General features: G+C 55.3%; 22 protein-coding genes. 21 read left to right on the top strand and 1 reads right to left on the bottom strand.

All coding sequences use genetic code 11. The features are described from left to right. The first annotated feature begins 607 nt into the window (after positions 1-607). The 9 genes from ACXKZD_RS11575 (at position 608) to tssC (ending at position 11,829) form a co-directional block, all read left to right on the top strand. Positions 608-1,204: an SH3 domain-containing protein gene (locus ACXKZD_RS11575; RefSeq protein WP_122458836.1), complete on the top strand. Its 597-nt coding sequence runs from the start codon at positions 608-610 to the stop codon at positions 1,202-1,204. A 23-nt stretch (positions 1,205-1,227) separates the two neighbouring features. Next, on the top strand, positions 1,228-1,722 hold the full coding sequence (gene tssJ, locus ACXKZD_RS11570) for a type VI secretion system lipoprotein TssJ (RefSeq protein WP_033786065.1): 495 nt from the start codon (positions 1,228-1,230) through the stop codon (positions 1,720-1,722). A 5-nt stretch (positions 1,723-1,727) separates the two neighbouring features. After that, positions 1,728-3,071 carry a type VI secretion system baseplate subunit TssK gene (gene tssK / locus ACXKZD_RS11565; protein WP_010246132.1) on the top strand — a complete coding sequence of 448 codons (1,344 nt, stop codon included), beginning with the start codon at positions 1,728-1,730 and terminating at the stop codon, positions 3,069-3,071. Between the two features lie 14 nt (positions 3,072-3,085). Then, positions 3,086-4,324, top strand: coding sequence for a DotU family type VI secretion system protein (locus ACXKZD_RS11560; protein WP_010246128.1), 1,239 nt, complete (start codon positions 3,086-3,088; stop codon positions 4,322-4,324). Positions 4,325-4,327: 3 nt separating this feature from the next. Next, a complete protein-coding gene (gene tssM / locus ACXKZD_RS11555) occupies positions 4,328-7,957 on the top strand; it encodes a type VI secretion system membrane subunit TssM (RefSeq protein ID WP_192072605.1) in 3,630 nt (1,209 codons plus the stop codon). A 14-nt stretch (positions 7,958-7,971) separates the two neighbouring features. Continuing rightward, a complete protein-coding gene (tagF, locus tag ACXKZD_RS11550) occupies positions 7,972-8,688 on the top strand; it encodes a type VI secretion system-associated protein TagF (RefSeq protein ID WP_010246121.1) in 717 nt (238 codons plus the stop codon). Positions 8,689-8,704: 16 nt separating this feature from the next. Beyond that, the gene (tssA, locus tag ACXKZD_RS11545; RefSeq protein WP_031292999.1) at positions 8,705-9,718 is read left to right on the top strand and encodes a type VI secretion system protein TssA; all 1,014 of its coding nucleotides are present in this window, start codon (positions 8,705-8,707) and stop codon (positions 9,716-9,718) included. A gap of 81 nt (positions 9,719-9,799) precedes the next feature. Continuing rightward, on the top strand, positions 9,800-10,333 hold the full coding sequence (gene tssB / locus ACXKZD_RS11540) for a type VI secretion system contractile sheath small subunit (protein ID WP_010246114.1): 534 nt from the start codon (positions 9,800-9,802) through the stop codon (positions 10,331-10,333). Continuing rightward, positions 10,330-11,829 carry a type VI secretion system contractile sheath large subunit gene (tssC, locus tag ACXKZD_RS11535; protein WP_010246111.1) on the top strand — a complete coding sequence of 500 codons (1,500 nt, stop codon included), beginning with the start codon at positions 10,330-10,332 and terminating at the stop codon, positions 11,827-11,829. Before tssB ends, tssC begins: the two co-directional genes overlap by 4 nt. Positions 11,830-12,123: 294 nt before the next feature. Here tssC and ACXKZD_RS11530 read toward each other — a convergent pair whose 3' ends face one another. Then, on the bottom strand, positions 12,124-12,342 hold the full coding sequence (locus ACXKZD_RS11530; RefSeq protein WP_187507683.1) for a hypothetical protein: 219 nt from the start codon (positions 12,340-12,342) through the stop codon (positions 12,124-12,126). A 323-nt stretch (positions 12,343-12,665) separates the two neighbouring features. Here ACXKZD_RS11530 and ACXKZD_RS11525 point away from each other — a divergent pair, with 323 nt between their 5' ends. From ACXKZD_RS11525 to tssE, 12 genes are all read left to right on the top strand, one after another. Continuing rightward, entirely contained in the window at positions 12,666-13,148 is a 483-nt protein-coding gene (locus ACXKZD_RS11525) for an Hcp family type VI secretion system effector (RefSeq protein WP_031592956.1), read from the top strand. A 101-nt stretch (positions 13,149-13,249) separates the two neighbouring features. After that, the gene (locus ACXKZD_RS11520; RefSeq protein WP_488981621.1) at positions 13,250-14,242 is read left to right on the top strand and encodes a hypothetical protein; all 993 of its coding nucleotides are present in this window, start codon (positions 13,250-13,252) and stop codon (positions 14,240-14,242) included. Continuing rightward, positions 14,239-14,652, top strand: a complete 414-nt coding sequence (locus ACXKZD_RS11515; RefSeq protein ID WP_163657358.1) for a hypothetical protein — start codon at positions 14,239-14,241, stop codon at positions 14,650-14,652. Before ACXKZD_RS11520 ends, ACXKZD_RS11515 begins: the two co-directional genes overlap by 4 nt. Positions 14,653-14,833: 181 nt before the next feature. Then, positions 14,834-15,193, top strand: a complete 360-nt coding sequence (locus ACXKZD_RS11510; protein WP_033766995.1) for a T6SS amidase immunity protein Tai4 family protein — start codon at positions 14,834-14,836, stop codon at positions 15,191-15,193. Between the two features lie 149 nt (positions 15,194-15,342). Continuing rightward, the gene (locus ACXKZD_RS11505; protein WP_022625815.1) at positions 15,343-15,717 is read left to right on the top strand and encodes a hypothetical protein; all 375 of its coding nucleotides are present in this window, start codon (positions 15,343-15,345) and stop codon (positions 15,715-15,717) included. A 96-nt stretch (positions 15,718-15,813) separates the two neighbouring features. After that, on the top strand, positions 15,814-16,194 hold the full coding sequence (locus tag ACXKZD_RS11500) for a lysozyme inhibitor LprI family protein (RefSeq protein WP_488981620.1): 381 nt from the start codon (positions 15,814-15,816) through the stop codon (positions 16,192-16,194). A gap of 41 nt (positions 16,195-16,235) precedes the next feature. Beyond that, the gene (locus ACXKZD_RS11495; protein ID WP_223564668.1) at positions 16,236-16,616 is read left to right on the top strand and encodes a lysozyme inhibitor LprI family protein; all 381 of its coding nucleotides are present in this window, start codon (positions 16,236-16,238) and stop codon (positions 16,614-16,616) included. Between the two features lie 391 nt (positions 16,617-17,007). Then, a complete protein-coding gene (tagH, locus tag ACXKZD_RS11490) occupies positions 17,008-18,879 on the top strand; it encodes a type VI secretion system-associated FHA domain protein TagH (protein WP_488981619.1) in 1,872 nt (623 codons plus the stop codon). Further along, positions 18,876-19,667: a PP2C family protein-serine/threonine phosphatase gene (locus tag ACXKZD_RS11485; RefSeq protein WP_033779365.1), complete on the top strand. Its 792-nt coding sequence runs from the start codon at positions 18,876-18,878 to the stop codon at positions 19,665-19,667. Before tagH ends, ACXKZD_RS11485 begins: the two co-directional genes overlap by 4 nt. Before the next feature lie 10 nt (positions 19,668-19,677). Then, on the top strand, positions 19,678-20,652 hold the full coding sequence (locus ACXKZD_RS11480) for a hypothetical protein (RefSeq protein ID WP_488981618.1): 975 nt from the start codon (positions 19,678-19,680) through the stop codon (positions 20,650-20,652). Positions 20,653-20,668: 16 nt separating this feature from the next. Then, positions 20,669-21,496 carry a type VI secretion system accessory protein TagJ gene (locus ACXKZD_RS11475; RefSeq protein WP_425019229.1) on the top strand — a complete coding sequence of 276 codons (828 nt, stop codon included), beginning with the start codon at positions 20,669-20,671 and terminating at the stop codon, positions 21,494-21,496. After that, a complete protein-coding gene (gene tssE, locus ACXKZD_RS11470) occupies positions 21,486-22,061 on the top strand; it encodes a type VI secretion system baseplate subunit TssE (RefSeq protein ID WP_010246069.1) in 576 nt (191 codons plus the stop codon). The genes ACXKZD_RS11475 and tssE overlap by 11 nt, the downstream gene beginning before the upstream one ends. Position 22,062 lies beyond the last annotated feature (1 nt).

Genomic DNA, 22,062 nt, shown 5'->3' with positions numbered 1-22,062 from the left:
AAAGTAACACATATTTGCACTAAGTAAATTACTTAAACTTTACTTAAGTAAAATCTTATGAAAGTGGCCCGTTGAAATTTTGTCAATCTTCTGTAAACTCGCAGCTTATGTTTACAAAGGAATTGTGATTTTATACCTACGGGCAGGATATACCTGGCTCGTGCGGTAGCTATGAGCTTATACACATCTTGTAACTTACTGAATGTGATCGTAAAAACAGGAAAATCAGTCTATGCGCTGCGCTTTTTTCTTTTGTCAGCGAATAGCGTCACAAGTGTAAATCTGAGTCAATATGTCCGTTTTTCGGCCAGGGATGGCATAAGTAAAGCTTGGGTTTTGCCTGCCTCATCCAATCTGACGGAAAAAAATAGATCATGTTTCTGATCATTTATCGCCAGCTCAGATTTCTCCCTGCGCCCGTCCCGGTCGCCAGAGTTGCTTTTTAATAGTTAACGTTAGTTGATCTGTTAACGTGCCACGCCATGGCACTTTAACGCTATTTGCTTAAGGTTTTTCTTTTAGGCTGGCACTAAGTGGCGCTCTCTCAGCACCACATCCCCGATTTTCATTACTGACAACCGGCCTCTGGCCACTCTCCAGGATATGAATGGAACACAACATGAAAAAAATGGTGAAGCTCCGTATTGCGTTAGGCCTGATGTTTGTTTTTTCTGTCGCGGGTTGTAAAACGCCGCCAAAAATGACGGATGACACGCTGGTCACCAGCACCGTGGATGGCGTGGTGATCAGTCACCGTTATGCGGTTAAACCGCCTGCGCAGTTCAGCCCGGTCAATGAAACCTACCGTGCGCTCTATCCCGCTTCAGTGATGAGCCATCCGAGTTTTGGCGGCAAGGTGGTGGAGACGCTGAAAACCGGCGAAAGCTACACCGTGATTGGTCAGGTAGAGAACAACTGGCTGGCGCTGGGTGAACCCGCTCAGGCGTCAGCAGAACCTGAACCGGGTAAAGCCAGCAGTGCCGTTAAAGAGTCAGCGTCCTCCGCAGCACCGCAGGCAACCGTTCAGCTGACCGGCTATGTGCCGTTTCGCGCCGTGGTGAAAAGCGAGCTTTACGATCAGACGATCAAGGCTGACCAGCCGAAGCGCCGGGTGCGCAGCAGCAAGAAGAAAACCTGTGTTGCGGTAAACGGTGACAGCACCGCCTGCCAGAACAGCACTAACGGAACCTGGATTATTAACTAATCGCACTAAGCAGGGAGGGCGGGATAATGACAACAACGCAATGGCGTGGGGCGCTGATAGTGCTGCTGACGTGGCTGATGACCGCGTGCAGCAGCACTCCACAGCCCGTTGCCTGGTACAACCTGGACGTTCAGGCGCAAAACCAGGTTAACGGCGGTGCGCCGCTGAAAATCCGGGTGGTATTACTGACCTCCGATGCGGAATTTATGTCGGCTGACTTCTACTCCCTGCAAAACCAGTCCGCTAGCGCGCTGGGTAATGCGCAACTCAATACGCAACAGTTCTTCCTGACTTCCACTCAGCCCCATAAAACGCTGCGGATTAAGAGTCTGCCCGAGGCGCGCTTCATCGGCATCATGGCGGAATATCAGGCGCTGGATGGCAAGGTCTGGCGACTGTCGCTGCCGGTTCCCGAAGGCGAATCACCCTCATTCTGGGCGTTCTGGAAGCGTGACGATGGTGAGCTGAATGCGCGCATTGTGGCGGGGATTAACGGCCTTCGCGTGGAAAAACAGTGATGTCTATGAACAGAGCCGAAAAGGTGGTCTGGACCGAGGGGATGTTTCTGCGTCCTCACCATTTCCAGCAGTCAGAAAATTATCTTCTCAGCACCCTGCGTGAGTGGGGCCAGTCGCAGCGCGCCTATACCTGGGGTTTTTACGATCTGGAGTTCGATGAAGCGCTGCTGCGCCAGGGGAAACTGGCGCTGAGCGCCGCCAGCGGTTGTCTGCCTGACGGCACGTTTTTTGCCTTCAGCCAGCCACAGCACGGTCCGGCCCCGCTTGATCTGCCTGCCTCCGTTGACCGCAGCAAAGTGGTGCTGGCCATTCCGGCACGCCGCAATGGCCGCGAAGCGGTGGCCTTTCAGGAGTCGCAGGATTCTCTGGCTCGCTACCTCGCCTGGGAAGCGGAAGTGGAAGATGACAATGCCCAGGCCGTGGGCAGCGCCACGGTGCAGTTCGGCAAACTGCGTCTGCGGCTGATGCTGGAACAGGATCTGACCGCCGAGTGGACCGCCATGGGCGTGGCTCAGGTGATTGAAAAACGCAGCGACAACCATATCCGGCTCGACAGCGACTACATCCCGCCGATGCTGACGCTTAACAGCAGCCGTCCGCTGCAAAACATGTTCAACGATCTGCACGGGCTGATCCAGCAACGCAGCCAGCAGCTGAGTCAGCGTGCGCCGGGCACCGGTCGTTTCAACAGCGCGGATATGGTCGATTTTATGCTGCTGGCGCTGCTCAATCGTCAGCTTGGCCTGCACACTCATCTGCAACATCTGCCGCTGCTGCATCCTGAAACGCTCTACAGCCACTGGCTGCAACTGGCGGCGGAGCTCAGTACCTGGACGCCAGCCCGCGCGCCCGATGGCCTGCCGCTCTATGATCATGACGATCTGCACAGCTGTTTTAGCCGCCTGTCACTACTGCTGCGTCAGGGGCTGTCCCAGGTGATGGAAGAGAGCGCGATTCAGCTGCCGCTGATTCAGCGTTCGCACGGTCTTAACGTCGCGACCGTGCCGGAGAGCAGTATGGTGCATGAGTTTGGCTTTGTGCTGGCGGTGAAAGCCAGCGTGCCAGCCGACACCCTCAAAACCCACTTCCCGGCGCAGATGAAAGTCGCCCCGGTCAGCAAAATTCGCGATCTGGTGCAGTTGCAATTGCCCGGTCTGGCACTTCGGGCGATGCCCGGCGCGCCGCCGCAGATCCCGTGGCATGCCGGATACAGCTATTTCGAACTGGATAAGAACAGCGAGCTATGGAAAGAGATGGAGCGCTCGGGCGCTTTTGCGCTGCATCTTGCCGGTGAGTTTCCAGGTCTGAACATGGAGTTCTGGGCCATTCGTAGTCAGTCAGAATCATAAACTGAGCACGCAGCATGATGCAGGAACAACAAAAATCACACAGCGATCTTGCGCCGGAGGCCAGCCATCAGAATGTGCTGGTCGCGGCGGCCAACCCCCTGATTAACGCCATTCCTCAGATCCGTCACTCGGTATCACATGAAGACCCGGCGCAGCTGCGTCAGCAGCTGATCGATCAGATTCGGCGCTTCGAGCTGAGCTGCCAGCAGTCAGGCCTGGGCTATGAAGTGATCATCGGCGCACGATACTGTCTCTGTACCGCGCTGGATGAGGCGGCGGCGCTGACGCCGTGGGGCAGCCGCGGCGTCTGGACCAGCAATGGTCTGCTGGTCACCTTTCACAATGAAACCTGGGGCGGCGAAAAGTTTTTCCAGCTGCTGGCTAAGCTGTCGCAGAACCCCAGGCGCCACATTCTGATGCTGGAGTTGATCTACTTCTGCCTGCTGCTGGGGTTCGAAGGACGCTACCGGGTGCTGGACAACGGTCGCTCGCAGCTGGAGACCATCAAACAGCGCCTGCTGCAGATGATCAAAAGCGTGCGTGGCAATTATGCAGCGGCGCTGTCTCCGCATCCCACCGATCAGCCGGTCCTGCGCAAATTGTGGCGGCCAATGATCCCGCTGTGGGCCTGTGCGGCGGTGGCGGGGCTGGCGGCCTGCCTGTTCTATATCGTGCTCAACTGGCGTCTCGGCGATTACACCTCGCCGGTACTGGCCCGTATCTATCAGACGGCGCTGCCGGAAGTGAAGATCGGCAACCCTGCGCCACCACCACCCGCCACGCTGAATCTGCGCGCTTTCCTGAAACCGGAAATTGATGCCGGGCTGGTAGCGGTGCGTGACGAAGCGGACCGCAGCGTGGTGACGCTGAAAGGGGACGGACTGTTTGCCTCGGCGGCCACCGAAGTACGTGGACGTTACACCGACGTAATCCAGCGCATCGCTGCTGCCATGAACAATGTCAGCGGCCAGATTCAGGTGATTGGCTACAGCGATAACGTGCCGATCCGCAGTGCCCGCTTCGCCTCCAACTTTGAGCTTTCGCTGGCGCGTGCCCGGTCAGTACAGACCCTGTTGCAACAGCAGCTGGCGCAGCCGTCACGGGTGAAAGCGGAAGGGCGCGGTGAAAGCAATCCGCTGGTGCCTAATAACAGCGCAGAAAATCGCGCACGTAATCGTCGTGTTGAAATTACCCTGCTGGTGGCACCGGATGCGACGCATGCCGAACTCAACGGCCTGGCGAGAGGGAACTGATCCATGCTGAATATTCTGTTTGCGGTGCTGACCAGCCGCCTCGCGTGGGGCTTTGTCGGCATTACCGCGCTCTCTTTTATCATCTGGGTGATTGGCCCGGTGTTCTCAATCGTCGATTCGCGCCCGCTTGAGCCGGAGCAGAACCGCATTATCAGTATCGCGCTGCTCTATCTGGTGTGGGGCTTAGGCCAGGCGATTCCGCGGCTCTATAACATCTGGCTCAATCGCAAGCTGATGTCGAGCCTCGAAACCGGCAAAAGCGATGCGCCGGAAGCCGATCGTCAGCGCCTGACCAGTGAAGAGCAGGTGCTGGCAGGGCGTTTCTCTGAAGCCACTGACATGCTGAAAAAGGCGCACTTCCAGCGCCACAGCAGCAAGGGCACGCCGTTCTGGGCACAGCGCTTTGGCCGTCAGTATCTCTATCAGCTGCCGTGGTACATGATCATTGGCGCGCCCGGTGCCGGTAAAACCACCGCGCTGGTCAACTCGGGGCTGCAGTTTCCGCTGGCAGATAAATTCGGCAAGTCGGCGCTGCGCGGCATTGGCGGCACCCGCAACTGCGACTGGTGGTTCACCAATGACGCGGTGCTGCTCGATACCGCCGGGCGCTACAGTACCCAGGAGAGTCAGCAGGAGCGTGATGCCAGCGAATGGCATCATTTTCTCGACCTGCTGCGTAAATATCGCGGACGTCAACCGATCAACGGCGTGATCGTCACGCTGAGCGTTTCCGACCTGCTGTCGCAGTCGCCCGAGGCGCTGCGTAATCAGGCGCTGGCCCTGCGTCAGCGGTTAATGGAGCTGCACGATCGTCTCGGCATCCGTTTCCCGGTCTATGTGCTGGTCACTAAAGCGGACTTGCTCAAAGGGTTCCGCAGCTACTTTGCCTCGCTGGATAAAGCGCAGCGTGAACAAATCTGGGGATTCACCTTTCCCTGGGCGAAGGCGTCCGCCGCCGATTTCGAACTTAATAACCAGTTCCAGCAGGAGTATTCCCTGCTGCAACAGCGTCTGGATGCCGGACTGGCCGATCGGCTGCTGACGGAAAGCGACGCGCAGGCGCGGGCAGAGAGCTATCTCTTCCCGCAGGAGTTTGCGGCGCTGCGACCGTTGCTGGCAGACGCGCTCGACACGTTGTTTGCCCGCTCAGATTTTGAAACCCAGTTCGCACCGCGCGGTATCTACTTTGCCAGCGGCACCCAGGAGGGACTGCCGTTTGACCGGGTGATGGGCGAGCTGAACCGCGCACTGAATCTGCCGGGGCAGCAGGCTGGCGAGTCAGGAAGCTGGGATAAGGTTGATAAAGAGTCGCCCATCCCGCAGAACAAAGGGCAGAGCTTCTTTCTGAAAGGGGTACTGGAAAATGTGATTTTCCAGGAGTCCGGTCTGGCGGGCAGCAACCGCTGGTGGGAGCTGCGCAACCGCGCCGGGCTCTGGTCGGGTTATCTGGCGCTGCTGCTGATATTGCTGGTGGCCGGGGCGCTGTGGCTCACCAGCTACAGTAAAAACAAAGCCTATCTGCAGGAGATGGCCGCTAAAGCGCCGCAGGTTGAACAACTGGGCGATCAGCTTCAGCAGCAGGTCAATGGCGATCTCTTTGCGCTGGTGCCTTATCTCAACACTCTGTTGCACCTGCCGGAGAGCGCCGACTTCTCACTGGAAGCACCGCCGCTGACGCGCCGCATGGGGCTTTATCGCGGCACCGAGGTCAGCGATGCCACCCGTGCGCTCTACGACAAGGCACTGAAACAGCTGCTGTTGCCGCAGGTGGCGCAGAACATCACCCGCTGGCTGCGTAATGACAACGGCAGTGATGCTGACTACAGCTATGAAGCGCTGAAAGCGTATCAGATGCTCTACCAGCCAAAGCACTATGATGGCAAATTCCTGCAGGCGTGGCTGATGCTCAACCTGTCACGCGAACTGCCGCAGAACGTTACCCAGCAGCAGGTGAAACAGCTGGCGTGGCACCTGCAACAGTTGCTGGAGACGCAGATTCACTCGTCGCCGTATGCGAAGGATGAAGCGCTGGTAAAGCGCGAGCAGGCGCTGATTAATCAGATGCCGCTGTCACAGCGCGTCTATGGACGGCTGAAGCGCCTGCTGCAACGCGATGACAGCCTGCAGCCGGTGACGCTGGCGGCGCTGGGTGGTCCCCAGAGCGAGCTGGTGTTTTCCCGCAAAAGCGGTAAATCGGTCAATGACGGTGTGGCGGGTCTCTATACGCCGGATGGCTACTGGCAGCACGTGGATAAGCAGATTGCCCCGGTGACCCAGGCGTTGTATCAGGACGATCTCTGGGTGCTGGGCGGCGCGGCGCCGCAGCAGAAAAGTGAGCAGACGGATCTTGCGGTGCGCCAGCTCTACGTGCAGGACTATATCCGGCAGTGGGAGCAGTTCCTCAGCGACATTCAGCTCAACAGCAGCGCCGATCTCTCGCAACGCATCAACACCGCCCGTTTGCTGTCGGGCAACCATTCGCCGCTGCGCCAGCTGGTGATCAATCTCGGTGGTCTGCTGACGCTGAACCGGGCGCAACCGGATGAGAAAACCGCGCAGGCAGCAAAGCCGTCGGATAACAGCGCCACCCGCACCCTTGAAGCGCTGTTTACCTCACCCGAAGCGGCTGCGGCGCGTGGACAGGCGGCAGCGCAGGCGTCTCCGGAACAGGCGGTTGCCGTGCATTTTGCGCCGGTTCTGGAGCTGGCTCAGCCGTTACAGCAGGGCAGTAAGGTGCTGGCGGTGGATGATTTCCTGCATCAGATTGACGATCTCTATCGCTACCTCACCGCCGTGCAGGATGCGGCGAACAGCGGGATGCCGCCCCCGGCCAGCGATGCCATCAGTCGTCTGCAGGCCAGTGCCGGCCGTCTGCCGGGTTCATTGCAGAACATGGTTTCCAGCATGGCGGTGGGTGCCAGCAGCGACGCACAGCGCCGCGATATGGATAACGTCCGCAAACGCATCACCATGGAAGTGGGCAGTTTCTGCCGCCAGGCGATCGCCGGTCGCTATCCGCTGGTTCGCTCTGCGCGCAGTGAGGTCACACCAGACGATCTGGCGCGGATGTTCGCACCCGGCAGCGGCATGATGGACAGCTTCTTCCGCGACAACCTGGCCAGCAAAGTCGACACCACCAACGCGGCGTGGCGCTTTACGCCGGGCATTGACGGTAAAACCCTGCCGGGTGGCGAAGCCCTGCTGCGGCCCTTCCAGCAGGCGCAGTCAATCCGCGATGCCTTCTTTGCCAATGGTGCGACCACGCCCGGCTTCCGCGTCACGCTGCGCACGGTAAAAATGGATAACGACATCCTTAACCTGACGCTGGATGTGGATGGGCAGATTTTACGCTACAGCCACGGACCGCAGGCGGTGCAGATGGTCAGCTGGCCCGGCCCCGGCGGCACCAGCCAGGTGCGGATGCAGCTGGGTCTGACCAACGGCACTACCTCCACGCTGGTCACCAGCGGTCCCTGGGCGCTCAATCGCTTCTTTGACCGCGCCCGGCTGACAGCGGCAGGCGGTCTGACCCGCGAAGCGAGTTTCAGCGTGGACGGTCATCAGGTCACGCTGTCGTTCACCCCTGGCAGCATTCGTAACCCGTTCCAGCTTCCCGGCTTTAGCTGCCCCTGAAACAGGACCCGACAATGACTCATTACGCTGCACCCTGCTGGTACGGCAAAGTGCCCAGCGCGGGTGACTTTGTGAAGCGCCGCTTCCCGGACGTGCTCTATCGCCAATGGTCCAGCTGGTTTCAGGTGGGCCTGCATCACTGGCAGAGCAGTCAGGAGAGTGATAACGCCCCGTCGCGCCCGTTCCTCAACGCGCCGGTCTGGAATTTTGTGGTGCCGCCGATGCTGGGCAGTCAGCTGATTCAGATGGGCTGCCTGATTGCCGCGCGTGACAGCGTGGGCCGTAACTACCCACTCTGCGCACTGCGCCACTTCACGCCCGCCGAGTGGTCGCCAGCCCTGCTGGCGCGCTCCGGCGAGTGGTATCAGCAGGTGGGCAATACGCTGTTGCGGGTGGTGCAGGGCGGCGGGTCACCGGAGCAGCTGGATCAGGCGCTGATCAGCATTCCTCAGCCGCAGCCGCCGCAGGAGTCGGACGAGACGTCAGACATTCTCAACGTCATCGGGCATGGCGATACCCCTTCGACACTGAACTGGACACTGCCGGGCGAGAACTTCGACCCGCAGTTCTACACCAGTTTCTGGTGGACCAATCAAAGCGACGGTTTCCCGCTTTATACCCAGGTTCACAGCGGTAATTTTACCGCCCAGCTCTTTTCATTGCTGTTTGATCCGGCCGGTGGGGCAAAGCCGGGACGAAACGGACTTTATCCCCCGATGTTTGAATCCTGAGGCGACACGCATGACGATGAATACAGAGGCTCTGCTGGCTCCGGTCAGCGAGGACAATCCCGGCGGCGATAACCTGGAGTACCACGCTGATTTTCAGGCGATGGAGCAGGCCAGCGCCGGTAAAGCGGAGCAGCAGTTTGGCAATACTATCATTCCGGCAGAACCGGCCGACTGGAACAGAGTCGAGAAGCTGGCGATAGCGCTGCTGGCGCGCAGCAAAGATTTGCGGGTAATGCTGGCGCTGACCCACGCCTGGACCGAACTGAAAGGGCTGCCGGGCTATGCCCAGGGCCTGAAGCTGATTGAACAGGCGTTGTTGCTCTACTGGGAGCCGCTGTGGCCCCGGCTGGAGGAGTTCGGCGAGCAGGATCCCTTCTACCGCATTAATGCGCTGGCGTTGCTGGGTGACAAAACTGATCTGAGCGGCGCGGTGCGTCAGTGCTGGCTGCTGCGCTATCCCTCTGACGGCATCACGCTGCGCGATGCGGCCGCCCTGTGCGACGGCAGTAAAACCGAAGTCGCGGACTATCCTGGCGGCCTGCCGCGTCTGATCGACGAACTGGCGCGCGGCGACCAGCCTGGTATTGAGGCGGTGCTGCAGATTCATGAGCGGCTGCAGACCATCTGCGAAACCGTGACCGAACGACTGGGCGAAGCCGCGGTGCCGGAGCTCACACAGCTGCGCAGACAGATTGCGCTGATCGCTGAACGTTGCCAGGCCACCGATCTCAATGCGCTGATCCCCACAGCCGCCGTGGAACAGCCCGCAGAAACAGCGGCATCGCCTGCACCAGCCAGCCCGCGCGCTGCCGCTGACTGGCGCACGGTGCAGATCAGTTCCCGCGCCGACGCGCAGCTGATGCTGGAGAAAGTGAAGCTCTACTTCACCCAGCATGAGCCGAGTCATCCGGCCCCGCTGATGATCGACCGTGTACAGCGCTTAATCGAGCGCGACTTTCTGGAGATCATCCGCGAACTGGCACCCGACGGCGTACATCAGCTGGAAACCATTTTCGGACGTCGCGATTAAGCAGGCGTGACGCACACACACTCAGCGGGACCTGCGCGCCTGCTGTGACACTTTATCCGCGCATCATGTATGGAGAAAACCATGGCAACAAGCAAATCCAGTGGGCAGAAGTTCATTGCCCGCAATCGCGCGCCTCGCGTTCAGATTGAATATGACGTGGAAATTTATGGCGCGGAACGCAAAATCCAGCTCCCGTTTGTAATGGGCGTGCTGGCGGATCTGGTGGGTAAACCGCTGGAGCCACAGCCAGGCATTGATGACCGTAAATTCATGGAAATCGACATCGACAACTTCGATGAGCGCATGAAAGCACTGAAGCCGCGCGCCGCGTTCCAGGTAGACAATACCCTGAATGGCGAAGGCAAGCTGAACATCGATCTGACCTTTGACAGCATGGATGACTTTTCGCCGGACGCGGTGGCCCGCAACGTGGAGCCGCTGAGCAAACTGCTGGAAGCGCGAACCCAGCTGGCGAACCTGCTGACCTATATGGATGGCAAAAACGGTGCGGAAGAGCTGATTGGTAAGGTGCTGCAGGATCCTACGCTGTTGCAGGCGCTGACCCATCTGCCAAAGCAGGATGAGGCCACTGAAGGTAAGGAGCCGCAGGCATGACGCAGACTTCACAACAACCGCAGTCGCAGGGCGCAGCCAGTTTCAGTCAGGATGAGTTCAGCGCGCTGCTGAATAAAGAGTTCCGGCCAAAAAGCGATCAGGCGCGTGCCGCGGTCGAAAGCGCGGTGAAAACCCTGGCACAGCAGGCGCTGGAGAACACCGTTACCGTCTCCAGCGATGCCTATCGCACCATTCAGGCGCTGATCGCGGAGATCGACGAAAAGCTGTCGCAGCAGGTGAACCAGATTATTCACCATCCGGAGTTTCAGTCGCTGGAGAGCGCCTGGCGCGGCCTGAGCTATCTGGTGAACAACACTGAAACTGACGAGATGCTCAAAATCCGCTTTATGAGCATCTCCAAGCAGGAGCTGGGTCGCACTCTGAAGCGTTACAAGGGTGCCGGCTGGGATCAGAGCCCGCTGTTCAAGAAAATTTATGAGCAGGAGTATGGTCAGTTCGGCGGCGAGCCGTTTGGCTGCCTGGTGGGCGACTACTACTTCGACCACAGCCCGCAGGATGTTGAGCTGCTGGGTGAGATGGCGCGTATCGGCTCAGCCGCGCACTGTCCGTTTATCACCGGCACCGCGCCCGAAGTGATGCAGATGGAGTCCTGGCAGGAGCTGGCGAATCCACGCGATCTCACCAAAATCTTCCAGAACACCGAGTATGCTGCCTGGCGCAGCCTGCGTGAGTCGGAAGATGCACGCTATCTGGGCCTGGTGATGCCGCGCTTCCTGGCGCGTCTGCCTTACGGCATCCGTACTAATCCGGTCGACAGCTTTGACTTTGAAGAGCAGACCGACGGTTCGGATCATGGCAACTATACGTGGAGCAATGCGGCTTACGCGATGGCCGCCAACATCAACCGCTCCTTCAAAGAGTATGGCTGGTGCACCGCAATCCGCGGCGTGGAGTCGGGTGGGGCAGTGGAAAATCTGCCGTGCCACACCTTCCCGAGCGATGACGGCGGCGTGGATATGAAGTGCCCGACCGAAATCGCCATCAGCGATCGTCGTGAAGCCGAACTGGCGAAAAATGGCTTTATGCCGCTGGTACATCGCAAAAACTCTGACTTCGCTGCCTTTATTGGTGCGCAGTCACTGCAGAAGCCGATGGAATATCACGACGCTGATGCCACCGCCAATGCCCGTCTGGCCGCGCGTCTTCCTTACCTGTTCGCCTGCTGCCGTTTCGCGCACTACCTGAAGTGCATCGTGCGCGACAAGATCGGCTCTTTCCGGGAGCGTGATGAAATGGAACGCTGGCTGAACGACTGGGTGATGAACTATGTCGATGGCGATCCGGCTAACTCCTCGCAGGAGACCAAGTCACGCAAGCCGCTGGCGGCTGCCGAGGTGAATGTGGAAGAGCAGGAGGATAATCCTGGCTATTACTCCGCGAAATTCTTCCTGCGTCCGCACTACCAGCTGGAAGGTCTGACGGTTTCTCTGCGTCTGGTCTCTAAGCTGCCGTCGCTGAAAAATGATAATGCGTAAGGGCTGATTCGCAGGGTTATCAGGCGCGAAAGGGTTTTGCGCCTGATGCCTGATAGAAAGGTTGCTGGGGTAAAAGTCAGGGAGGATGACAGGATGCTTAAAAAGTCAGCTCTGCACCTGCTGCATTATCTTCTGGTATTTATTTCTTCTCTTATTTTAATAACCTGTGCAGGTTCTTAGCTTTTCTCACTGGAGTATTATAGTGCGAGGAAAGATTGTTAACGCAGTTTTGGTTAATGTTTCTATGGATGGCGTCAATATCGCTTTATGCCGTAGCAGAAAAGTTGAAGCAAATTAATTAACCGGCTTTCTGCGCGCTATTTTAATTAAAATAAAAACAAAGGCCAGGCAGACAGCGGTAAAGAGAATTTTACCGGCAATGAGACCGGAAGAAGAGAGAGTGAATTCTTCATAGCGAGCAATCAGATATATCGAACCAATAATATCAGCGATGGCGTAAAGAGAGAGCAGCGACAACACGACTATCAGGAAAAGTGAGATGATCTTTTTCATGTTCATTCCTTCTGTGAACTTTTTAAGCGCCTGCCTACTATAAACTATCGGCCAGGATTATGTCTATGAAATGACCACCTGAAAGCGCGGGATGCAGCAGGGTATCAGGTTATCGATATTGGGCTCGCCATGAAAAACGCATACTGATTTTTGCCTGGTTAAATAACTGGCAATACGACGTCTGAAATATGGTTTATGACGATATTTCAGAAGCAAGGCAAAGGTAAAATATGGACTGTTTTATTCAGCCCCATGCTTTTCTTTTTGCCATATCCTTGCTTTTTTTGAAAGCAATAATCTCAACCAATAAAGAGTGAAAGATAATGGCTATTGATATGTTTATGAAGGTTGACGGAGTCACCGGCGAGTCTAAAGACTCTAACCACTCTGGCTGGACTGATATCACCTCTTTCTCATGGGGTGCTTCTCAGCCGGGTAATATGTCTGTTGGCGGCGGCGGCGGCGCCGGTAAGGTTAACTTCAACGACCTGCACGTCAATGCACTGATCGACAAATCCACCACGGCGTTGCTGAAGAACTGCGCAAGCGGTAAACACCTCGCTAAAGTTGAACTCTCAATCTGTAAAGCAGGTGGCTCTCAGGTTGAGTATGCACGCATTACCCTGGAAGACGTTCTGGTGACCGCTGTGAATTACAATGGCTCCGACAACGGCGATACCCTTGGAATGACCTACTCCTTCCAGGCTTCTAAAGTGAAGCAGCAGTACTGGGAGCAGAGTTCTTCCGGCGGCAAAGGCGCAGAGAGCAGCGCCGGCTGGGACATCAAAGGCAACAAAGAAGCGTAATAAAATACGCCTCCGGACAGGGGGCGTATTTTCATGAACATCGAACGATATGGATGCAGTAGTTATACGTTTCAAACATTTAATTGCAAAAGGAGGTTGTTATGGCTGAAAGAAATCCAATTGAGCCTGGGTTTTGCGTTGTCCAGCGTCCGGGAAGACTGACTGAGCAGGCAATGTGGCTCTATGGCACGCGCAATATGTCTGCCGCAGACTACTTTTTGCAATTAAATGCCGATGTTGCATGGGCTAAACCAGGTCAGATTTTGATAGTTGCCGATCCGAATGGTAACAATCATCCTGCAGCCATGCGCACTCTGGAAGAGGCTAAATCCAGAACCAATAATAGTGTCACTCATTTGACCGTTGATGAGGCTGATTTCTTCAACCGCCATTATGCTTCCATTGCTGCCATTACCAATTTTATGGATAAAGCCTCAGGTCTTATAAGCGATGCGGGAGAAAAATATTTTAACGAAATTGGCAAGAAACTCGTTGCTATTGAAACCGCCTACCGTAACCAATACCTGACATCAGGAACATTGTTTGGGCAACAGTTTTTTATCGAGCGCCGACGGTTGTTTGGTGAACTTGAATTGCTGTTGAACCGTTTATCCCGACTCGTTTTAAACCTGCGACCCTATGACAAGATCAAACATGCATTGAACCTTTCCAGTTCCTCAATCATTCATGACTGGGAAACTGCGGGAACCGCCACAATACGGGGTTACTCGACCTATGTAGATGGTGCAGCCAGAGCTGCAAAATTTATGAAAATGGGTGGATGGGTTTCGATAGGATTTAGTGCTATGAATACAACTAATGAGGTTTATCACAGCTGTACGAAAGAAAGAGAAGGTGAATGCTCTAAAGTGGCGGTTAAAGAGTATTCTAAGTTTGCAGCAAGCACGACTGCAGCTATCTTAGGGGGGGCGGCATCTGCAACCCTCGCAACATCTGCATGCGTAGCACTGGGAGTTGCAACCGGAGGCATAGGTGCGTTAGCTTGTGGAATAGTCGGATCCGCTGTAGGCGGTTATGGCTCTGCTAAGTTGGGTGAAAAAGGGGCAGGTATTTTGATGGATAAAATTTTATGAGTTTGTATGAATTTTTTATGTATGGCAGTTTAATTTTATCTGTGTTGGTTATTCTTCTGCATGTCTACGCTGCGTGGTTCTTTAGAATTAATAAAAAAGCGTATCAGGATTTTATCAATCGTTATCAGAGTGCTGGATTGCAATTAGATTTGACGACGAAAGTTGCAAATCATTTGGGTTTTTATGCTAACTATCAAAAAATAGCATTTTTCATGAATCTCAGAAAGGGGCGGAAAATGCGCTTTTCTAAAACGGAAAATGTCAGCGCTAAGGCCTATGATTTTGTACAGCAACAACCCAAAGAAAATATGGTGTGGATGGAAAAGACACTCAATCTTTACCAGCTTACATTTATTTTGACATTTACCTGGGCTGTTTTTATGGCAATTTTCGTTTATGCATATAATTGAAGCTATTAATAAGTTTTTATAACCACTCAGTACTTAACTATGTTGATGGAAATGGCTGCATCAAAGCCTGAGGGCACGTGACACTCTGGAGTATCAATATCTGCTCTGATACCTGTCACTTCCTGGGTGGCGCAGAAAATGGTAGTTTTGTTCCTGATGTTGCCTCCTTGTGGATACTGAAATGAAAAAATTCCTGATGTTATTTGCTCTGACTTTATCTCCTGCGGCGCTGGCGATAACGCCACCGGCGCCAGACTCCTTTAAGCAACCGGAGATTTTCAGCAACTGGCTTCTGAACCGTTGTGCAGGAAAAGCTGCGACTGACAAGGCTTTCACCGATGATGCATTTAAAAGCGCGTCAGCCTGGTTAGAGGTAAGTCATCTCCCTGTTGAAGCATTCAGTGATGGAGATAAGTTAATCAATGAGTATCTGAAGATGAACCTGACTGGCTCGGTCACAGGAAACTTCAATATGATGAAATGCACGTTGCTTTCCCAAAGTCAGGATGCCGAGGCGCTCTACAATAAGTATAAGAAATAGCGTTTATTTTTAGGGGAATTAAAAGTTGATGCAGCGCTAAACATCAGCAGCGAATTTTCAAAAGAGAATATGTTTAGTTAAATGAAGCCGATAATTAAACCTGAAGTTGAGCAGTATAATGTAAATTACTCTTATACGGAACTTGCCACATGATGAAGAAAGTAAGTCATTTGATTATGATAGTGCTTTTAGTTTCACCTTCATTTGTTTTGGCGAAGTCAGTTTCACACTTTGAAGGAAAAATATTCAAAGCGGATATTGAATATGATTGTGATGAAGGTAACGTCACCTGTGATGATGTTTCGCTTAAGTCAACCAGAGTAAAAGACAATTCATCGATATTTCTTAAAGGTGAAACGATAAATTCAAATTGTCCTGACGTCTGCGACTTCCGGGGTTATCGCTTTACCAACGGACAGTATGATTATTCGTTTTATCCAAGCCAGAAGGGCAACGGCCTCTGGGATTATATCGTAACCTTTAAAAGTAAAGTTATTGCTCGGGATCTTGGGGTGATTAAATAACATCGTTTATAAAAATTACTGCATATTGAGTCTGCACTTGTTCTCAGACATAGGTGTGTTATTACATGTGAGATTTTTAATGAGAACTTATTTTTTTTGTTGCTGTGCGTCACAGTTTTTTATGTTTCCCCCGTCTTCGCAACCAGTGATTGTTCAAGCGGAAATAATGACCAGGAAGTTCATACCTGCACCCAGAAAAACAGGAACGAAACTGAGCTTGATTTAAACAAAGAATATAAGCTGGCTAAGACCAGAGTTGAAACGCTTTTTAAAGGTGACAACAAAGAGTTAAGCCAGTATATGGATGCGTTGACTGAAGCTCAACGAGCCTGGCTGAAGTATAGAGAGAATGATTGTAAACTGGCTTCTTATGCTGCAGATAAGGGAAGTGATTTAAGTAACGCTAATATTAATATGTGTACTTCTGAACTTAACGAGCAAAGAATTAAAAAACTTAAGTTAATTCCTTATCATTGATGGTACAGACTGCTGAGAAATATATGAAGAGACTGCATAAATTGGCTTTAATCACTGTGTCTCTTTGCATCAGCGCTTCAGCGCTCGCTGAAGATACCTGTGCAAAACAGCCTTCAGACGGTGCGCTATTTCAGTGTACTGTTCAGCAGAAGAAGCTGGCGGAAGATGACCTCAACAAAGAATACCAGACGGCTAAAAAACGCATTGTACAGATGTACGGAACGCAGAAAAAACTGGCTGATGACTATGTCACCACGCTGGTGGATACCCAGCGTAACTGGCTGAAGTATCGTGATGGTCAGTGCAAGCTGGAAGCTTTTGCCGCTGAAGAAGGCAGCAATGCGAATGCGGTTGCCACCAACCTCTGTGTTATCCGCATCGACAAAGAACGTACTGCTATTCTGAAGCAACTGCCTTACTGATTATGTCGTCGTGCTTAGGGTTTACAGGCTGGGCACGACATTCTCTATGAATATCACTCTCTGCATTACGCTGTAATCCCGTTTTTTCAATACCGGTAAATAATTCTGCATAAATGATATTTCAGCAGAGTGGTTTCTGGTGATTGTAATGCAATCATCTTTGCAGCTATTTTAATGTTTACCCTGTATGTTAATTAAAAATAAGCCGTTAACGCAGCTTCATCTTCTTAAATAAATATAACTCTACCTCTGTTTAAAGAATTGAATTAATCCAGTGGCAGAGTATTTAAAAAACAACTCCCAAAATTAAATCCCCCCGCTTTCTATACCCCGCGCCTTTCCCGAGAGGTGCGCGGTATAGATGCCGAACCGCTAACCGCAGGAATCCGTTATGCGCTTTACGATAATAACGACTAAACCCGGCCAACAGCCGCCGCAAACTCATTGTGATTTCTTTCCGCCTGGCGGCACCATTGGTCGTGGTGTGGATAATAACCTGGTGCTGCCGGATGACGATCGCACACTCTCCCGCCTGCAGGCGATTGTGCACATCACGGCAAATGGCGAATGTCGCCTGACCAACCGTGGCAATGTGACGCGCGTGTTACTCAACGATATTCCGCTGGAACGCGGACGTCAGGTTGAGCTGCAGGATGGAGACATACTGGGCATCGATGATTACCAATTGCTGGTCAGCGATCTCAACAGTGCGCAGCAGCCGCAGAGTGAAAGGGCTGTTCCGCGTCCTGAGCCGGTGCAGTCCGTAGCACCCGCTCGCGAACCGGCAGCGGAAAAAGCCAGCACCACCGCCGCCATTCCCAGCGAAATCTGGGACAGCCTGGCGAAAGAGTTTTCGATTTCGGACGATCTCTCTAAACGCAAAGCTGCGCCAGAGATGCCTGAGGCCCATCCGCTGACTGCGCCCGCTCGTCCTGACCGAAATCCGGAAGATCCGCTGGCTCAGCTGATTAACGATGCGCCGCTGGATTATGGTCAGCAGCCAAAAAACAGCAGCCTGTTTGATGAAGGCGATGCGCTGTTCGGGCAGCAGAGTATTTTTGACGACCGGACGCCAAGCACGCTGTCTGCTCAGCAAAACACGGCGCCACCGCAGGTTGAAACGCCTGCCGCTGAACTTGATCCGCTGAGCCTGTTTGACGGCGAGAGCAGCACGGATGCGCGCAACCATGATGATCCGCTGGGTCTGATGATGGGCAACGCGGTGCCGCTGGCGCAGCCGGAGCTGACGACGCCGAAACCGGCCACGTTGCATGTGCCACCTCAACCGGTGGCAAAAAATGAGCCGATGGCCGCACGTCCATCGGAGCAGGATCCCGCCAGCCTGAACGACACCGATCACTCACCGTTGTTCAGCTTCGACGAATCACAGCATGAGACTCACAGCCAGCCTCACCCTGAGGCACAGCAGCAGACACCGCTGATTGACGAGGAACTGCCCGGCCAGTCTGACGCGGTAAATCCACAGATCGATTACGGCGGAATTACGCTGCCCACGCCGCAGGCGGTACAGCGTACGCCATCACCGACGCCGAAAGGGCGGTTGCGCATCGATCCCGTAGCTTCCGGTCGCCATCATGCCGCCGCCGCGCACCCGACGACACCCAGCGAGAGCAGCGGTGATGCCCTTAAAGGCGAACTGCTGGATGCGTTGCTGGAGGGAATGGGTCTGCGCGACCTGCAACCGACGCCGCAATTTGACCGTGAGCAGATGCTGCAATTCGGGCAGATGCTGAGCATGTTTTCGCAGGGTACGGTGGCGCTGCTCTCTTCGCGTTCGATCCTCAAGCGCGGCGTGAAGGCAGACATGACGGTGATCCTCGACGACGCCAACAACCCGTTCAAGCTGCTGCCTTCAGGCAAAACCGTCTTAATGCAGATGTTTGGCAGCCGGATGCCGGGCTTTATGCCGCCGCGTCAGGCTGTGCGTGATGCGCTGATCGATCTGCAGGCGCACCAGCTGGGCATGATCGCCGGTATCCGCGCCATCATCGCCTCAATGCTGCAATCCTTTAACCCGGAGCAGCTGGAGGAGGAGGCGCGTCAGGCGGGATCGGTGTCACGTATCGGCCTGCCGGGCAGCCGTAAAGCGGCGCTCTGGGAGCATTTTGTTGAGCGCTACGGCGAGACGGCGGGCGAGATCGAAGACGATTTCCACACCCTGTTCGGCGAAGCGTTCCTGCACGCCTATGACCTGGAAGTTAATCAGTACAAAGACTCACAAACCCACACGGATGACGCATGAATATCACTATTGCCTCGACGTCGAATCAGGGCGATCGCGCCAGTAACCAGGATCAGATCGGTGATGTCATCGGTAAGCGCTCGGCCTGCTTTGTGGTCTGCGACGGTGTAGCCGGGTTTCCCGGCGGGGACATCGCGGCATCGATTGCCCGCAGCAGCCTGCTGCAGGCGTTTGATGGCGATGCGCATCTCAATGCGCAGTCGATTCGTAACTACGTCAATCAGGCGAATCACGCCATCCGTCAGCAGCAGAAAGCCAGTAGCGAACACAGCCGGATGGGCACTACGCTGGTCAGCCTGTTTATTGACCGCGACTACCATCTGGCCTGCTGGGCCCATGCAGGCGACAGCCGCCTCTATCTGTTCCGTCGCGGCTATCTCTATCTGGTCACCACCGACCACAGCCTGGTGCAGCAGATGAAAGACGCCGGACATCGCACCGAAGGCATCAACAGCAATCTGCTCTATTTTGCGCTGGGTATGGGCGATGAGCAGCGCGACGCCAGCTACAGCGAGGTGGTCGGGATTGAAGATGGCGACGCCTTTTTACTCTGCACCGATGGTTTCTGGCACGGCGTGACGCTGGAACAGATGCAGCAGTCGCTGCACATGGTGAATACGCCGGAAGAGTGGCTGACGCTGATGCAGCAAATCATCAGGAACGATCAGCCGGATCAGGGGCAGCAGGATAATTTCAGCGCGCTGGCCGTCTGGATTGGTTCACCTCAGGACACCACCTTGCTGCACTCGCTCTCTGAAGCGGCGCAGTTCTTCCCTCTGCGAGATTGAGAACGCCAACATGAAATATGGATTACTGGGTCTGGCTGCGCTGCTGCTCAGCACGCAGGCTTATGCTGAAAACTATCGCATCGTACAGTCCCCGGCACAGAAACTGGATGTCTGGATTGATGACGTAAGAAACAATCAGCTGTCGAGCTGGTGTAACAGCACCATTAACCTGCGCATCGTAACCCTGGGCGAAAAAAACGCCGCGGTGCTGAAAGATTTTCTGCCGCGCGTTGCCGGACTGATGGCGTCACAGTGTAAACCGCTGCAACAGTTGCACTGGCAACTGACCGATGCGCAGGGGAGTGAAATTGCTACTGGCAGCGCCGCCCGTGCGCAGCAGTGGAAAACTGTGGTGACGCCGCCCGCGACGCAGCCGGTCCAGCCGACGGCTACAGCGGTCCCCGCAGACGCACTGCGCAACGCCGCTCAGGCCGACACGTCGCCGTGGCTGCAATTCAGTCTGCTGGACGGCTGCCATTTCCGCACCTGGTGGCAGCACCCGGCACAGGGCAGTGCGCTGTTTGTTCCGGCAAAGCAGGGGCTGATCTGTGGTTCGGATGGCTGGCTCAGCGGACACAGCCGCCTGACGCAACAGGGTAACGGCACACCTGCGGCAGTCGGCGTGACCTTCCTGCAGGGTTTTCCGGTGATGGGGCTGAGCAATCAGTCGCCCACAGCAGAACTGCACATCACCACGGTCAACAGTGAACGCATGGTGCTGAGCAATGAAAAATCTCCGGATAGCTGGCTGATTCTGCCGTTCAGCAACCGCTTTAACGGCTGGCAGGCAACGCGTCAGGTGGTGGTGCAGATGCCCGCCAGCGAAGCGGCCGACCAGAGTGCACTGCAGGCACGTCTGCAGGAAGTGCGTAAAGTCTGGTCGCCGTGGATCAGCGGCGATGCCGCGCTGAGCGTGCAGCTGGTGGAAAAACTCCATCCTGAACTGAAAGATCCCGCCGCTGCGGTCTACCGCACCCTTAACTGACGCAAAAGGAGTTTGCATGGAATCCTTACAACACCGTCTGGCCAGCGCCACCCTCGGCGAGACGCTCGCTGACGTGACCCGCCAGATTCAGGCGAATCCGGCGAATGCTGACCTGCGGGCCGCCTTTGTGCAGTTGCTCTGTCTTTCCGGCAACTGGGCGCGCGCGCAGACGCAGCTGCAATCCTGGCTGGCGTTAAGCCCGCAGGCGCAACCGACGGTTAATCTGCTGCAACAGGCGATCGCCGGTGAGCTGCAGCGTGACGCGGTGCTGCGTGGCCAGGCCGACCCGGTGCTGCCGGGCAGCGCCTGGCACTGGTGCGACACGCTGCTGGCCGCCTTGCAGGCCGAGGTAGCGGGTGATGTCGCGCGCGGCAGCACGCTGCGGGCTGAAGCGCTTGAGCTCGCGGCGGCCAATCCCGGCACCGCAACGCAGCAGGATCAGCCCACCGCATTCAGCTGGCTGATGGATGGCGACAGCCGTTTCGGGCCAGTGTGTGAAGTTATCAGTCAGGGCCGTTATTACTGGATCCCGTTTGCCGCCATTCGTGAGATGCAGTTTCAGGCACCCGCCAGCGTCACCGATCTGGTGTGGCGTCACACGCGTGTGCAGCTTGTTGATGGCAGTGAGCAGGTGTGCCAGATCCCGGCGCGCTATCCGCTGCTGGCGGCATCTGACGAACGTTTTCTGCGCGCCAGCGTCACCGAATGGCAGCCGCTGGGTGAGGATCCGGACCAGTTTATCGGCCAGGGGCAAAAAATGTGGCTCAGCGACAGCGCGGAATTTTCGCTGCTGAGCCTGCAGCAGGTCGCGTTTGACAGTGTTGAGTCCGCCGATGAGCCATGATTCAGGCGCGCAAAACGACGGCTATGCCCAGCTGCATGGCGGCTTTCGCGCGCGTAAAAAACGTGATGCGTTAACCGCCCGCGACAAGCTGCAATCCTCGCTGTTGGATCGCCTGACCGATAACGCACCGGATAAACAGCAGGAAGCGGACAACAGCATGCTGATCACTCACAGCACGCTGCGCCGCCACGTACTGCGCGATCTGCAGTGGCTGTTCAACACCATCAACAATGAAGCGCAGCAGGATCTCAGCGGCTTTGATCAGGTGCAGCGCTCTGTCTGGAACTTCGGTGTGGCACCGCTGGCCGGGCAGAACGTCTCCGATATCGAATGGCAGGATATGCAGCGCAAAATGACCAACGCCATTCTGCACTTCGAGCCGCGCATCCTGCCGCAGGGTTTACAGGTGCGCTGCGTCAGCGATCTCGGCTCGCTCAGCCTGCACAACGTGCTGTCGATTGAGATCAAAGGGCGGCTCTGGTGCGTGCCTTATCCGCTGGCGTTTCTGTTCCGCACTCAGGTTGATCTGGAGAGCGGCCATTTCGAACTACAGGATGCAGGGTAAT

It is taken from the genome of Pantoea sp. ABR1s (genome assembly GCF_057812235.1).
This window is presented reverse-complemented; position numbering and strand designations above follow the sequence as displayed.